The sequence below is a fragment of the Enterobacter pseudoroggenkampii genome (assembly GCF_026420145.1).
GTDB lineage: Bacteria > Pseudomonadota > Gammaproteobacteria > Enterobacterales > Enterobacteriaceae > Enterobacter > Enterobacter pseudoroggenkampii.
In genome coordinates, this window is sequence record NZ_JAPMLV010000001.1 from 2,083,661 (window position 1) to 2,096,939 (window position 13,279).

The 13,279-nt window shown below is 54.0% G+C and carries 15 protein-coding genes; 10 read left to right on the plus strand and 5 right to left on the minus strand.

Going from position 1 to position 13,279, the window contains the following annotated elements; all coding sequences use genetic code 11:
- Positions 1 to 495: 495 nt before the first annotated feature.
- Together OTG14_RS10225 and OTG14_RS10230 are read left to right on the plus strand one after the other, a co-directional pair.
- A complete protein-coding gene (locus OTG14_RS10225; protein WP_061714860.1) occupies positions 496 to 999 on the plus strand; it encodes a non-heme ferritin-like protein in 504 nt (167 codons plus the stop codon).
- A 157-nt stretch (positions 1,000 to 1,156) separates the two neighbouring features.
- The gene (locus OTG14_RS10230) at positions 1,157 to 2,500 is read left to right on the plus strand and encodes an anaerobic C4-dicarboxylate transporter (protein ID WP_008500406.1); all 1,344 of its coding nucleotides are present in this window, start codon (positions 1,157 to 1,159) and stop codon (positions 2,498 to 2,500) included.
- Positions 2,501 to 2,542: 42 nt separating this feature from the next.
- On the opposite strand, the gene OTG14_RS10235 is transcribed toward OTG14_RS10230, so the two are convergent.
- Together OTG14_RS10235 and azuC are read right to left on the minus strand one after the other, a co-directional pair.
- On the minus strand, positions 2,543 to 2,794 hold the full coding sequence (locus OTG14_RS10235) for a DUF2766 family protein (protein WP_008500405.1): 252 nt from the start codon (positions 2,792 to 2,794) through the stop codon (positions 2,543 to 2,545).
- A 107-nt stretch (positions 2,795 to 2,901) separates the two neighbouring features.
- Positions 2,902 to 2,985, minus strand: coding sequence for a stress response protein AzuC (gene azuC / locus OTG14_RS10240; RefSeq protein ID WP_014884364.1), 84 nt, complete (start codon positions 2,983 to 2,985; stop codon positions 2,902 to 2,904).
- Between the two features lie 233 nt (positions 2,986 to 3,218).
- Here azuC and yecR point away from each other — a divergent pair, with 233 nt between their 5' ends.
- Together yecR and ftnA are read left to right on the plus strand one after the other, a co-directional pair.
- Positions 3,219 to 3,557 carry a YecR family lipoprotein gene (yecR, locus tag OTG14_RS10245; protein ID WP_024909785.1) on the plus strand — a complete coding sequence of 113 codons (339 nt, stop codon included), beginning with the start codon at positions 3,219 to 3,221 and terminating at the stop codon, positions 3,555 to 3,557.
- A gap of 204 nt (positions 3,558 to 3,761) precedes the next feature.
- On the plus strand, positions 3,762 to 4,259 hold the full coding sequence (gene ftnA / locus OTG14_RS10250) for a non-heme ferritin (protein WP_014884366.1): 498 nt from the start codon (positions 3,762 to 3,764) through the stop codon (positions 4,257 to 4,259).
- Positions 4,260 to 4,295: 36 nt separating this feature from the next.
- Here ftnA and OTG14_RS10255 read toward each other — a convergent pair whose 3' ends face one another.
- On the minus strand, positions 4,296 to 4,637 hold the full coding sequence (locus OTG14_RS10255) for a hypothetical protein (RefSeq protein WP_032646247.1): 342 nt from the start codon (positions 4,635 to 4,637) through the stop codon (positions 4,296 to 4,298).
- Between the two features lie 216 nt (positions 4,638 to 4,853).
- Between OTG14_RS10255 and tyrP the strand changes: the two genes are divergently transcribed.
- Positions 4,854 to 6,065 (plus strand): tyrosine transporter TyrP, encoded by a 1,212-nt coding sequence (gene tyrP / locus OTG14_RS10260; protein ID WP_024909783.1) that lies wholly within the window; start codon positions 4,854 to 4,856, stop codon positions 6,063 to 6,065.
- A 33-nt stretch (positions 6,066 to 6,098) separates the two neighbouring features.
- Here tyrP and OTG14_RS10265 read toward each other — a convergent pair whose 3' ends face one another.
- The gene (locus tag OTG14_RS10265; protein ID WP_024909782.1) at positions 6,099 to 6,767 is read right to left on the minus strand and encodes a YecA/YgfB family protein; all 669 of its coding nucleotides are present in this window, start codon (positions 6,765 to 6,767) and stop codon (positions 6,099 to 6,101) included.
- Positions 6,768 to 7,192: 425 nt separating this feature from the next.
- On the opposite strand from OTG14_RS10265, the gene OTG14_RS10270 reads away from it, so the two are divergent.
- The 5 genes from OTG14_RS10270 to OTG14_RS10290 all read left to right on the plus strand — a co-directional run bounded on the left by OTG14_RS10270 (position 7,193) and on the right by OTG14_RS10290 (position 12,205).
- Complete coding sequence (locus tag OTG14_RS10270) at positions 7,193 to 8,314, plus strand: branched-chain amino acid ABC transporter substrate-binding protein (protein WP_248272615.1); 1,122 nt, start codon at positions 7,193 to 7,195, stop codon at positions 8,312 to 8,314.
- Between the two features lie 99 nt (positions 8,315 to 8,413).
- Complete coding sequence (locus OTG14_RS10275) at positions 8,414 to 9,328, plus strand: ABC transporter permease subunit (RefSeq protein WP_032646250.1); 915 nt, start codon at positions 8,414 to 8,416, stop codon at positions 9,326 to 9,328.
- Positions 9,329 to 9,339: 11 nt separating this feature from the next.
- Positions 9,340 to 10,614 (plus strand): high-affinity branched-chain amino acid ABC transporter permease LivM, encoded by a 1,275-nt coding sequence (gene livM / locus OTG14_RS10280; RefSeq protein ID WP_248272698.1) that lies wholly within the window; start codon positions 9,340 to 9,342, stop codon positions 10,612 to 10,614.
- A complete protein-coding gene (locus OTG14_RS10285; RefSeq protein WP_267215022.1) occupies positions 10,611 to 11,486 on the plus strand; it encodes an ABC transporter ATP-binding protein in 876 nt (291 codons plus the stop codon). The genes livM and OTG14_RS10285 overlap by 4 nt, the downstream gene beginning before the upstream one ends.
- Entirely contained in the window at positions 11,483 to 12,205 is a 723-nt protein-coding gene (locus OTG14_RS10290; protein WP_267215023.1) for an ABC transporter ATP-binding protein, read from the plus strand. The genes OTG14_RS10285 and OTG14_RS10290 overlap by 4 nt, the downstream gene beginning before the upstream one ends.
- 271 nt (positions 12,206 to 12,476) lie before the next feature.
- Here the strand turns inward: OTG14_RS10290 and OTG14_RS10295 are convergent, their stop codons facing one another.
- Complete coding sequence (locus OTG14_RS10295) at positions 12,477 to 13,154, minus strand: DUF2076 domain-containing protein (protein WP_267215024.1); 678 nt, start codon at positions 13,152 to 13,154, stop codon at positions 12,477 to 12,479.
- Positions 13,155 to 13,279: the final 125 nt, after the last annotated feature.

Sequence of the window (13,279 nt, forward strand, 5' to 3'; positions counted from 1 at the left end):
CAGCGGACTAAACGTCACCCGGTGTTAAAGGGGTTCAAGATGTTTTTCATCAAAAATGCACCAGGTACCTGAACACGGTTATTCCGCAGAATTTGATTTAGCGCAATTTTATTAGCACATCATATATTCGAAAACATTAATCCGTATTTCTCTTTTTCACGGAGTATTATTCCAACTTAATATTTTCGAAAGAGTAACAGTGTATCACTGCAATAAAAATTGTTAATTATTAGAGCATTAAACCATATTCAATTCATGGCAAGCTGATTGCATTTCTGTACTATATTAAACTTTGTAATGTATGGTAAATACAGCCCAATTAAGAGTTTTCTTAGACCAAAGACAAAGGTATGCTTATTTATATCGAACACAGGAAGTGAATTTCGGTCGACTTCGGTCACGGCAGAATGTGTATTTCTGCTCTTTTCTTCATATTTGCCTGACGCTCAGGTTAAGCAACGGACATCACGTCCCACAGTCAATAAGGATATGAGTATGGCTACCCAAACGATGATGCAAAAACTTAACGCGCAGATGAACCTTGAGTTCTACGCCTCGAATCTGCACCTTCACTTAAGTGCGTGGTGTGCCGAGAATAGCCTCACGGGATCTGCCACCTTCTTTCGCTCTCAGGCGCAAAGTAACGTCACCCATATGATGCGTGTCTTTAACTTCCTGAAAGCCGCAGGGGCAAATCCTGTCGTTAAAGCCCTTGATGGGATCAATGAAAATTACTCTTGCCTGGAAGAACTGTTTCAGAAGACGCTTGAAGAGTATGAACAACGCTGCAGCACCCTCAACAAACTGGCCGATGAAGCCAGAGCGCAGCAGGACATTACGACGCTCAGCTTCTTACGCGATATGGATAAAGAGCAGCAGCAGGATGGCCTGCTGCTGAAGACGCTGGCGGATGAGATCCATAATGCGCAGCAGGCAGGTTTATGTCCTGAGCAAACCGACCGTCATCTGCTCGACATCGTGGCGGTGCAGCACCACTGAGTTTTTTGGCCTGCTCCCATTCGGAGGAGCAGGCTCCCTTCACGTCTCCAACCTTCTGCTTTTGCTGAAATTTAACAAATCAGATCTGGCTCCCAATGATTAACCACACAACGTGTGATGATTTATTTAGTTACATAATCATTGACGAGGGAGCATCATGATCACCATTGAGTTTGTTGTCATTCTCCTCTGCCTGCTGACGGGTACGCGTTTCGGCGGTATGGGGCTCGGGTTAATTAGCGGTATTGGTCTTTTTATTTTATGTTTTGTCTTTGGTCTGCAACCGGGTAAGCCGCCGGTAGACGTTATGCTGACCATCCTCGCGGTGATTGGTTGTGCCGCTACGCTGCAGACTGCGGGTGGCCTCAACGTCATGATGCAGTTTGCTGAACGTCTGCTGCGCAAACACCCACAGCACATCACCCTGCTCGCCCCATTCACCACCTGGATGCTGACCTTTCTGTGCGGCACCGGGCATGTGGTCTATACCATGTTCCCCATCATTGCGGATATCGCCCTGAAAAAAGGGATCCGCCCCGAGCGCCCCATGGCCGTGGCATCGGTCGCGTCGCAGATGGCGATTACCGCCTCCCCCGTGTCCGTTGCCGTGGTGTCGCTGGTGTCTATCCTGGCGGCCCAGCATGGTATCGGCCACGCGTGGGGGATCCTGGAAATTCTCGCCGTGTCGGTTCCCGCTTCACTTTTCGGCGTAGCTATTGCTGCCCTGTGGAGTTTACGCCGCGGAAAAGATTTGGCGGATGACATGGAGTTTCAGGAAAAGCTGAAAGATCCTAAGCAGCGCGAGTTTATCTACGGTGGAACGGAGACGTTAATGAATCAGCGTTTCCCTAAACAGGCCTACTGGTCCACGTGGATTTTCTTTGCCGGTATTGCCGTGGTCGTTTTGCTGGGTGCGTTCCCTGAGCTGCGCCCCGCCTTTGAGCTGAAAGGCAAAATGACGGCGCTGTCGATGAACCTTGTTATTCAGATGATGATGTTAATTGCAGGGGCCGTGATGCTAATGGCCTGTAAGGTCAACGCGTCGGCGATTTCCAACGGCGCGGTGTTTAAGGCCGGTATGGTCGCGATCTTCTCGGTGTTCGGCGTGGCGTGGATGAGCGATACCTTTTTCCAGGCGCATCTCGACGAGTTAAAGCTGGCGCTGGAAGGCGTCGTGAAAAGCCACCCGTGGACGTATGCTATTGTGCTGTTTCTGGTGTCAAAACTGGTGAACAGCCAGGCGGCTGCGCTGACGGCCGTTGCGCCTATGGGCCTCATGCTCGGCATCGACCCGAAAATGCTGATCGCCTTTTTCCCTGCGTCATACGGCTATTTCGTCCTGCCGACCTACCCAAGTGATTTGGCCTGCATCGGCTTTGACCGTTCAGGCACCACCCGCATCGGCAAATTTATCATCAACCACAGCTTTATTCTGCCTGGGCTGATTGGGGTAAGCTGCGCGTGCGCGGCGAGCTACCTGCTGGTCCAGACGTTCTTCTGACAGTATCAAGGGGCGACACATGCCGTCGCCCATTTCCCGGTTTTAGTGGGATTCACCCTGCGGCGTGAATCGCAGTTCAATCAGCGCGATGGCTTTCTGGATCGCACGAAGCGTAACCGGATCGGCGGCAGCGGGATGGCTGGCGAAATCGATGTTTTTCAGCTGCGTAGACATCTTCTCGCGCACTTCAACCGGCGCAATCACGTCAAGAACATCAAGGATTTGTTTGATAACCAGCTGACAGGCGACAACGTCAGAGACCAGTTCCTGATCGGCGCTCAGGTTTTGTGACATGGGGTTTTCTCCTTATTTAAAGGCCGCCATAGTAGCAAAACACACCCCTGGCATCCTCCCTTCATCGCCTGCAGGTATAAAAAAACCCGCCGAAGCAGGTTTTTTTATCAGAACATGGCGCCCGGCGGCACGTCTTTGAAGGTGCGGCAGTAATTGGCCCACATACTTTTCAGGATTTTGCGCAGTTTCACGATGATGCTCCATTAACTTGTTATACAACTTTATTATCAACGTGCCTATAATATGACCACCATCACAAAAATCAACACTTTTGTGATGCGCATCACATTTATATCAGGGCATGGCCTGAAAGCGCTCACCGCGACCCGTTGCGAAGAGTGAGGGCAGATTGTCCGGCTATTCCAGCCATTGCAGCGGGCATCTGCGGGTACGATAACGTATTTCCATCCACTCAGAGCGAATCATGAAAAGAGTCATTGTAGCCGGTACAATCCTGCTGCTCGCGGGATGTACCATTAACCGCCAGGCTGAAGTCAGCAGCCTCGACGCGCCGAACGGCATCGTCCGCCTCGACTACGGCCAGGCTGCGCTGCAAAATGCGTATTCCGATGAGTATGTGAATAACGGCACGGCGGCAAAAGCGTGTCAGAGCATGGGTTATGCCACTGCCTCAGCCTATGGTCAGCCCATTAAAACCTGCACTCTGACCAGCGGCTCTTTGTGCCTGAACGAGAGCGTGACCATCCAGTATAAATGTATGGGTTACGCCGTTAATCCTAAGTCAACTAATCCGTGGTATTAATCGAAGCTGCCAGCGCATGCTGGCAGTTTATTTCATTACGAACAAAAATAATTCTCATTAATAAGTTATAAAAATCGCCAATGCGTTTTATTCCCATTCGTATTTTAAATAAATAAAATAAAGATTTTACGTTTTGCAAATAATTAAATAACAAATTATAGTGTCGCTCATTGTGAACCAGAAATAATAATCCGGAGCGTCACCATGCTGAAAACTGAAATGATCGACAAGCTCAACGCACAAATGAACCTTGAGCTTTTTTCATCCCTGCTCTACCAGCAGATGAGCGCCTGGTGCAGCTACCACAGTTTCGAGGGCGCTGCCGCGTTTCTGCGTCGTCACGCTCAGGAAGAGATGACCCACATGCAGCGTCTGTTTGATTATCTGACAGATACGGGCAGCCTGCCGCGCATTGAAACCGTGGCATCACCGTTCGCTGAGTATAATTCTCTTGATGAACTGTTCCGCGCCACCTACGAGCACGAGCAGCTTATCACGCAGAAAATTAACGAACTGGTTCATGCCGCGATGACCAGCCAGGATTATCCAACCTTTAATTTCCTGCAGTGGTACGTCGCTGAGCAACACGAAGAAGAGAAGCTGTTTAAATCCGTGCTGGATAAATTATCTCTGGTCGGGAAATCCGGCGAAGGTCTTTACTTTATCGATAAAGAACTCTCCACTCTTGATACGCAGAATTAATTTCAGCGCGGTGCCGGTTTCCGGCACCGCGTTAATTTACATACACCCCGCACAGCTGGTGCAACGCCAGTCATGGGGATTCACGGCCTGGTAAAAATAGCGGTAGCTGGACGTCTCCAGCGGAATACCCACCTCGAAAAACAGATCCGTTAACCAGTCGACATTCTCGATGATCCACTCATCTTCCTGTAAGCCTTGTGCAAAGGTTTCATCTTCAGGATCAATAACCGAATAGATTGCCCAGGTGCCCATATCCTTTTCGCGACGGGACTCGGGAAGGTTCAGGGGCTGATTCTGCCAGCTGATTATCCAGTGACCATGGCACAACAGGTTACCTCCCCGGCTCCATGCCGCGGTAAAGGGATTCTCCCCTGCCATAAGACCCTCACTTAATTTGATAATTTGTATTTATTGTTTACGTTACGCCGGAATGTCGCGCAGCAGTATTGCCCTTATGAGGTAGGCACAGGCCTGGGTCATTAATACGTAAAAAATTTTTTACACCACTTGTAACGGTGATTTGACGAGTAACGGCTTTTCCCTTACTCTGCGCCGCAGATTTTGTCGCGGTTAAGAAGCGTTGTAGAGGAAAGCGTGAAAAACAGAACTCTGGGAAGTATTTTTATCGTCGCCGGAACGACAATTGGCGCAGGAATGCTGGCAATGCCCCTGGCAGCCGCGGGCGTGGGATTTGGCATGACCCTGCTGCTGCTGGGAACGCTCTGGGCGCTGATGTGTTACACCGCACTGTTGCTGCTTGAGGTTTACCAGCACGTACCCGCCGACACCGGTCTGGGTTCGCTTGCGGCGCGCTATCTCGGACGCTACGGCCAGTGGATAACCGGCTTTAGCATGATGTTCCTGATGTACGCCCTGACCGCCGCCTATATCAGCGGTGCCGGTGAGCTCATCGCCTCCAGCGTCAACGACTGGTTTGGCTCTGACATTACCCCTGCGACGGGCGCCATCTTCTTTGCGCTCATCGGCGGCGGCGTGGTCTGCGTGGGCACATCGCTGGTCGATCTGTTTAACCGTTTTCTGTTCAGCGCTAAAATTCTCTTCCTGATTGTCATGCTGGTGCTGCTGGCGCCGCACGTGCACAAGGTTAACCTGCTGACGCTGCCGCTGGAAAAAGGGCTGGCGCTCTCCGCGATCCCGGTCATTTTCACCTCGTTTGGCTTCCACGGCAGCGTGCCGAGCATCGTCAGCTATATGAACGGCGATATCCGAAAACTGCGCCGCGTCTTTGTTATCGGCAGCGCGATCCCGCTGATTGCCTATATTTTCTGGCAGCTGGTGACGCTGGGCAGCATTGACTCTTCAACCTTTATTGGGCTGATGGCGCAACACGCTGGCCTGAACGGTTTTCTGCTGGCACTGCGCGAGGTCGTCACCTCCCCACACGTGGAGCTGGCGGTACACCTGTTTGCCGACCTGGCGCTGGCAACTTCGTTCCTGGGCGTGGCGCTCGGCCTGTTTGATTATCTGGCCGACCTGTTCCAGCGCCGCAATACCGCGGCCGGACGGTTACAGACGGGCGCAATTACCTTCCTGCCGCCGCTGGCGTTCGCGCTGTTTTATCCGCGCGGATTTGTGATGGCGCTGGGGTACGCAGGGGTAGCGCTCTCGATCCTTGCCCTCCTCCTCCCTTCCCTGCTGGCATGGAAAAGCCGTCAGCAGCATCCTCAGCAAGGGTATCGCGTGGCGGGCGGAAAACCGCTGCTGTGCGTTGTGTTTGGCTGCGGGGTGGTGATTATTCTGGTGCAGGTGTTGATTGCAGCCGGGATGCTGCCGGAAGTGGGTTAAATAAAAAAGGGGCTGTCATCAGCCCCTTTTTTATCAGTGCAAACAGCAGCTCTTAAACTTCTTCCCGCTGCCGCAAGGACACGGATCGTTACGCCCGACCTTTGTGCCGTTCACAATCGGCTTCTTCGCTTCCGGCTGCTGCGGGTTGTTTACCCAGTATTGATATAAACGCAGTGCCGCAGGCTGGATGCTCTCGATGCTGGCGATGTACTCCTCTTCGGACAGTTCATCCAGCTTGTCGCTGTTCTCTTCCGTTCCGTGCAGCGCAATCACTTCAAGATCGGCCTTCAGGGCTTCCGGCAAGGCAGACCAGTCCGTCAGCGCCACGCCGCGCATGTAGCCGTAGCACCACTCTTCCACCACGGTATAACTCTCACCGTCAACGTCGTTATAGCCAAACATCGGTTCAAACTGATCCGGGTACTCGCTCAGGCGCTCGGCAATATCGTTCATATGCTTAAAGCAGAGATCGATAAAACGGTTCATCTCACGATCGTTTTTCCAGCGCGGAATGTACTTCTCGCCACCCCAAACCGCCACCAGCCAGGCATCTGGCTCAACGACAACAGGACCGGAAAGCACTGCGGTAAGCATGCCGTCCAGTTCGGACACGTCAATTACGGACGCGTCATCATGACCGTAAGACATTAACGTCTCTTCAAGCCACGCCATTTCGCTTTCATTCAATGGGCCTTCAGTCATCGCTGATACTCCTGCAAAAAAGGAAACGATCCTAACACATATCTCACCCCTCTCCGGGCTGAAGTTTAGGTCTTTATTGCTGCAAAAACGTGCAAACCGTGACCTTTGCACAACTTATGGGCTTTATTGTTAACGATATGTGATCTCCGCTGTAATTTCTTCTCCTCCCGCAAGGCGGCATAACGCGGCGCTCTATACTCAAACATGTCGCATGCTCGTCAATGGGTTAACCATTCTGGCAACGTTTTTGCTTAACGTTCTTCGCGCGCCCCTGCGCAGGGAAATCTCGCCGTAATATGCAGGATGCCGTCTGTATCTTGTTCGTTTAGTGCATTTTGTTCTTGCTCGTGTTTCGGATTGGCTGCGCCGTCGGGCGTTCGGGTTTACGCCGTGGTGCAAAAACCTCTTTGCTAAGGAACATAATAATGTCGCTGAAATTTATCAGAACTCCTCTTTCTCTTGTGTTGGCCGGTTGCCTGGTGACGGCGTTTTCCGCCCGGGCAGATATTGTGATTGGCGTGGCCGGGCCGTTCACGGGTCCGAACGCCACCTATGGCGATCAGTACTGGCACGGCGCTACGCAGGCCGCTGAAGACATTAATGCCGCAGGCGGCATTAACGGTGAGAAAATCAAACTGGTTCAGGGAGATGATGCCTGCGAGCCCAAGCAGGCCGTGGCCGTCGCCAACCGTTTAGTTGACCAGGATAAAGTCAACGCCGTGGTCGGCCATTTCTGCTCCTCTTCCACCATGCCCGCATCCGAGGTGTATAGCGACGCAGGTATTATTGCGATTACCCCCGGCTCAACTAACCCGCTGATCACCGAACGCGGCATTAGCGATATGTTCCGCATGTGCGGCCGCGACGACCAGCAGGGTCAGGTTGCCAGCGACTTCATCATCGACAAGCTGAAAGCCAAACGTGTGGTGATCATTCACGACAAAGACACCTATGGTCAGGGTCTGGCTGACGCCACCAAAGCGGCACTGGCGAAACGCGGGGTTCAGGATGTGATGTACGAGGGGTTATCCCGCGGTGAAAAAGACTTTAACGCGCTGGTCACCAAGATCGGCGCGCAAAAACCGGACGTCGTGTTCTTCGGTGGCTGTCACCCGGAAGCCGGTCCGCTGGTTCGCCAGATGCGTGAGCAGGGCGTACAGGCAAAATTCTTCTCCGGGGACTGCATCGTCAACGAGGAGATGGTGACCGCCGCGGGCGGCCCGCAGTATACCAATGGCATTTACATGACCTTTGGTAAAGACCCGCGCCTGATCCCGGACGGCAAAGCGGTTATCGAGAAATTCCGCGCCGGTAAATTCGAGCCGGAAGGTTACACCCTCTACTCCTATGCCTCCGTACAGGCCATTGCCGCGGCCTTCAAGGCCACCGGCGGCAAGGACTCGGCCAAAGCCAGCGAGTGGCTGAAGGCCAATTCCGTCGACACGGTGATGGGCAAAAAAGCCTGGGACAGCAAAGGCGATCTGAAAGTGTCTGACTACGTGGTTTACCAGTGGGACGACAAAGGGAAATATAAGGAAGTGCAGTAACGGGACGGAGTCACGCTCAACGTCGGCGGGCCTGCCCGTCGGCGCGTAATAAACATCAGGCTGCGCGGATCGCGCAGCCTATAAAACGAGCGCGCTAAGATGAGTACATTCTTCCTGCAACAGTTAATCAATGGCTTAACGCTGGGTTCCGTCTACGGCCTGATCGCCATCGGCTACACCATGGTGTACGGCATTATCGGGATGATCAATTTCGCCCACGGCGAAGTGTATATGATTTCCGCCTATCTTTGCGCCATTGGCCTGGCGCTGCTCTCGTTCTTCGGCCTGCAGTCCTTCCCGCTGCTGATCCTCGGCACGCTGGTGTTCACCATTGTGGTCACCGGGGTGTACGGCTGGACTATCGAGCGTATCGCCTACAAGCCGCTGCGCAACTCCACGCGCCTGGCGCCGCTGATCTCCGCCATCGGGATGTCGCTTATCCTGCAAAACTACGCACAGCTGAGCCAGGGCCCGCGCCAGCAGGGGGTGCCAACTATGCTGGACGGCGTCATTCGCCTGCATCTGGGCGAAGGGTTCGTGCAGATAACCTACACCAAAGTGTTTATTCTGGTTGCCTCGTTTGCCGGCATGCTGGTGCTCACCTGGATAATCAACCGTACCAGGCTGGGCCGGATGTGTCGCGCGGTGCAGCAGGATCGTAAGATGGCCTCCATTCTGGGCATTAACACCGACCGGATTATTTCGCTGGTCTTTGTCATCGGCGCGGCGATGGCCGGTCTGGCGGGGGTGTTGATCACCATGAATTACGGCACCTTTGATTTCTACGTCGGGTTCGTGATCGGCATTAAAGCCTTTACTGCAGCAGTACTCGGCGGCATCGGCTCCCTTCCCGGCGCGATGCTCGGTGGCCTTATCCTGGGCGTGGCGGAAGCGCAGTTCTCGGGCATGGTGAACTCGGACTATAAAGACGTCTTCTCGTTCGGCCTGCTGGTCATGATCCTTATTTTCCGTCCTCAGGGCCTGCTTGGACGCCCGATTGTGGCCAAAGTGTGAGGGAGAGAATGATGACATCACACGGTTTTTCACTTAAACGCTGCATTCTGGACGCGATTTTTTCCGGGCTGATTGCGCTGATTATCTTCGGCCCCATCGCGGGCGTGGTGCTCGACGGGTATAGCTTTAACTTCGCCGGACAGCGACTGACCTGGATGGTTGGCATCGTCATGCTCGGACGCTTTCTGTTGAGCGCCTTTTTAGGTACCGCCCCGGGGGCCCGTTTCCAGGCGCGCTTCGAGGCCGACAGCGCGGGCGTATATGTCCGGCCGCCGGAATACAAAAGCCGCATGCGCTGGATTATTCCTCTGGTGATTACCCTTGCGATTTGCTTTCCGTTTGTCGCCACTAAATATGTGCTGACCGTCGCCATTCTCGGGCTGATCTACGTGCTTCTCGGTCTGGGGCTGAACATCGTCGTGGGCCTGGCCGGTCTGCTGGATCTGGGATATGTCGCGTTCTACGCGATTGGGGCGTACGGTCTGGCGCTGGGGTACCAGTATCTCGGCTTAGGCTTCTGGAGTATGCTGCCGCTGGCGGCAATCATGGCCGCCGCCGCAGGCGCCCTGCTCGGTTTCCCGGTACTGCGCATGCACGGTGACTATCTGGCCATCGTCACCCTCGGGTTCGGGGAGATTATTCGCCTGATACTGAACAACTGGCTGACCTTCACCGGCGGACCCAACGGCGTGTCGGCCCCTCCCCCCACCTTTTTCGGTCTGGAATTTGGACGACGCGCGAAAGAAGGCGGCGTGCCCTTCCACGAATTTTTCCACCTGACCTACAACCCGAACATGAAGTTTATTTTTATCTACGCGGTACTGTTCCTGGTGGTGATGCTGGTGCTCTATATCAAGCACCGCCTGACGCGGATGCCGATTGGTCGTGCGTGGGAAGCCCTGCGTGAAGACGAAATTGCCTGCCGCTCAATGGGGTTAAATCATGTTCTGGTTAAGCTTTCCGCCTTTACGCTGGGCGCGTCGACCGCGGGCATTGCCGGGGTGTTCTTCGCCACCTATCAGGGGTTCGTGAATCCAACTTCCTTTACCTTCTTTGAATCGGCACTGATCCTCGCCATTGTGGTACTGGGCGGTATGGGCTCGACGCTGGGTGTGGTGCTGGCCGCCTTTGTGCTCACGGTCACGCCGGAACTGCTGCGCAGTTTTGCCGAGTATCGCGTCCTGCTGTTTGGCATGCTGATGGTGGTGATGATGATCTGGCGTCCACGCGGTTTGATCCGCATTAACCGCAGCGGGTTTGCCGTGCGTAAGGGCGTCGCACCATGAACGAAACGATATTACGCGTTGAGCATCTTATGATGCACTTTGGTGGGATTAAGGCGCTAAACGATGTCAACCTGGACGTGCAGCGCGGCTCCATTACCGCCCTGATTGGGCCAAACGGGGCGGGAAAAACAACCGTGTTTAACTGCCTGACGGGCTTCTACAGAGCCTCCGGCGGCAACATTTTGTTTAACACCCGCAATAAAACGACCAACGTGATTCAGGTCCTTGGACAAAAATTCCAGCCGGGTGACTGGATTAACCCCGCGCAGTTCGGGCAACGGCTGTTCTACAAAATGTTTGGCGGAACCCACCTGGTCAACCGAGCCGGGCTGGCGCGCACGTTTCAAAATATTCGTCTTTTTCGCGAGATGTCGGTCGTGGAAAACCTGCTGGTCGCGCAGCATATGCGGGTGAACCGCAATCTGCTCGCCGGGATCCTGAACACGCCGTCCTACCGGCGGGCGGAAAGCGACGCCCTGGACAGAGCCTTCTACTGGCTGGAAGTGGTGGATCTGGTGGAGTGCGCCAATCGCCTGGCGGGAGAGATGTCGTACGGCCAGCAGCGGCGTCTGGAAATTGCGCGGGCAATGTGCACCGGGCCAGAAATGATCTGTCTGGATGAACCCGCCGCAGGGCTGAACCCGGTTGAAACGCATAAGCTGAGCAGCATTATTCGCTTTCTGCGGGATCACCATGACATCACGGTATTACTGATTGAGCATGATATGGGGATGGTGATGGAGATTTCGGACGACATTATCGTACTCGACCACGGCGATGTGATTGCCAGAGGAAAACCCGAGCAGATCCAGCATGACGAAAAGGTCATTGCCGCCTATCTGGGCACGGACGAAAGCGAGGTCTCCCTATGAGCGAACCGCTGCTGGCATTTCGCGAGGTGGATGTGTTTTACGGCGTCATTCAGGCGCTGAAGCAGGTCTCCCTCGAGGTGAATAAGGGTGAAACCGTGGCGCTGATTGGCGCAAACGGCGCGGGTAAATCGACATTGCTGATGTCCATCTTTGGTCAGCCTCGTATCCGCAACGGACAGATCCTTTTCGGTGGTGAAGATATCAGCCATAAGTCCACCCACTACGTCGCGTCCGGCGGCATTGCGCAGGCGCCGGAAGGCAGACGAATATTCCCGGATATGACCGTTGAAGAGAACCTGCTGATGGGGACCATTCCCATCGGCAGCCAGTTTGCCGCTGAAGATATGCAAACCATGTTTGACCTTTTCCCTCGTCTTAAAGAGCGGCGTAAACAGCGCGCGATGACCATGTCCGGCGGGGAACAGCAGATGCTGGCGATCGCCCGGGCGCTGATGAGCCGTCCGAAGCTGCTGCTGCTGGATGAACCGAGCCTGGGCTTAGCTCCGATTGTGGTTAAACAGATCTTCCAGACGCTGCGTGAGCTGGCCCGCAGCGGCATGACCATCTTTCTGGTGGAGCAGAATGCGCACCATGCGTTGAAGCTATCTGACCGGGGGTATGTGATGGTGAACGGGCAGATCCGGCTGAGCGGCAGCGGTGAGGAGCTGCTGGGGAATCAGGAGGTGAGGAAGGCGTATTTGGGCGGGGGTGTGATGTGATACCTGCCGAATGGGCTTATGCAGTGAAGGATCATTTCGGCACATACGGGATAGAAGAATGGAGGATACGTTAGTCGATATCGCCTCTTTGTTTGGATTGCTTCCGGCAATTCTTACAGGTTTGTTAGTAAGGAAAGTAGTAAAACGAATGTGATTTATGAGCCTCCATGCGTCGCCTCGAAGGCTTTTTTGACTCAGAACGCAAAACCCCGAAAGTTGAATACCCAACTTTCGGGGTTCACTTCATTTCTGTGGTTTCACGATAACGTCGTTAAATAAAACTATCGTCGTCATTGCTGTAATCGTCATCTACATCGTCGTTCTGCCAGGTGTCGTTATTATTGCCGAACGGATCGTTCTGGTTGAGGAAACGGGTGTCAGAGACGTTATTAACATCGCCGTATTGATTACCGACAAACGGTTCACCACCGACAGGCATTGTCGGTTCTTCGATAATGTTCACGATCTCTTCCGGCCGCGACTGATGGAACATGCTGGTAAGCATCTCGGCCAGCGCGATGCCACCGGCCACGCCAGCGGCTGTCTGGAGCGCGCCAGCCATAAAACCGCCGCCGCGAGTAGCCGGCGCTGGCGCCCGTGAGTAATCCTGCGCCGGTGGCTGTTGCGGCTGGGCATTCCAGCTGTTGTCAGGCTGCGGGTTACTTTTCCCACCACCAAACAGGCCGCCGAGGAAACTGCCGCCCGTCGAGGGTTTGCTTTTTTGCGCGGCTAATTCGCTTTCAAGCTCCTGAACGCGGGCCTGCAGGCGTTTCAGGGCCGCTTCCTGAATCAAAATCGATTGCGCCATATAGTAGGGGGCCGCAGGCTGCTGCCTGACGAATTCAGCGATCTGACGCTCTGCATCTGCGTCCCGCTGGCTGTTTTGTTGTCCGGCCTGTTTCAGACGCTCGAAAAGGCCGTTGATAAGCTGCTGTTCTTCATATTGCATGACAATAACCTTCCGCTCTCCAGGGTGGATACCAACCAGTTTATCAGCGGCGGCAACCTGTGTCTGGCGAGTGAAATGTTTGTTTAAGATTGGTTGCAGGTTTGCTGAAAATCACCCTGCTTTCC

What these genes read in the sequence shown, in the direction of transcription:
- OTG14_RS10270 (WP_248272615.1), top strand. Translation starts at nt 7,193, where the DNA reads ATGTCGCTGAAATTTATCAGAACTCCTCTTTCTCTTGTGTTGGCCGGT.
- yecR (WP_024909785.1), top strand. Translation starts at nt 3,219, where the DNA reads ATGAAAAGAGTCATTGTAGCCGGTACAATCCTGCTGCTCGCGGGATGT.
- OTG14_RS10230 (WP_008500406.1), top strand. Translation starts at nt 1,157, where the DNA reads ATGATCACCATTGAGTTTGTTGTCATTCTCCTCTGCCTGCTGACGGGT.
- livM (WP_248272698.1), top strand. Translation starts at nt 9,340, where the DNA reads ATGACATCACACGGTTTTTCACTTAAACGCTGCATTCTGGACGCGATT.
- OTG14_RS10290 (WP_267215023.1), top strand. Translation starts at nt 11,483, where the DNA reads ATGAGCGAACCGCTGCTGGCATTTCGCGAGGTGGATGTGTTTTACGGC.
- OTG14_RS10265 (WP_024909782.1), bottom strand. Translation starts at nt 6,767, where the DNA reads ATGACTGAAGGCCCATTGAATGAAAGCGAAATGGCGTGGCTTGAAGAG.
- OTG14_RS10225 (WP_061714860.1), top strand. Translation starts at nt 496, where the DNA reads ATGGCTACCCAAACGATGATGCAAAAACTTAACGCGCAGATGAACCTT.
- OTG14_RS10255 (WP_032646247.1), bottom strand. Translation starts at nt 4,637, where the DNA reads ATGGCAGGGGAGAATCCCTTTACCGCGGCATGGAGCCGGGGAGGTAAC.
- OTG14_RS10235 (WP_008500405.1), bottom strand. Translation starts at nt 2,794, where the DNA reads ATGTCACAAAACCTGAGCGCCGATCAGGAACTGGTCTCTGACGTTGTC.
- OTG14_RS10285 (WP_267215022.1), top strand. Translation starts at nt 10,611, where the DNA reads ATGAACGAAACGATATTACGCGTTGAGCATCTTATGATGCACTTTGGT.
- ftnA (WP_014884366.1), top strand. Translation starts at nt 3,762, where the DNA reads ATGCTGAAAACTGAAATGATCGACAAGCTCAACGCACAAATGAACCTT.
- OTG14_RS10275 (WP_032646250.1), top strand. Translation starts at nt 8,414, where the DNA reads ATGAGTACATTCTTCCTGCAACAGTTAATCAATGGCTTAACGCTGGGT.
- OTG14_RS10295 (WP_267215024.1), bottom strand. Translation starts at nt 13,154, where the DNA reads ATGCAATATGAAGAACAGCAGCTTATCAACGGCCTTTTCGAGCGTCTG.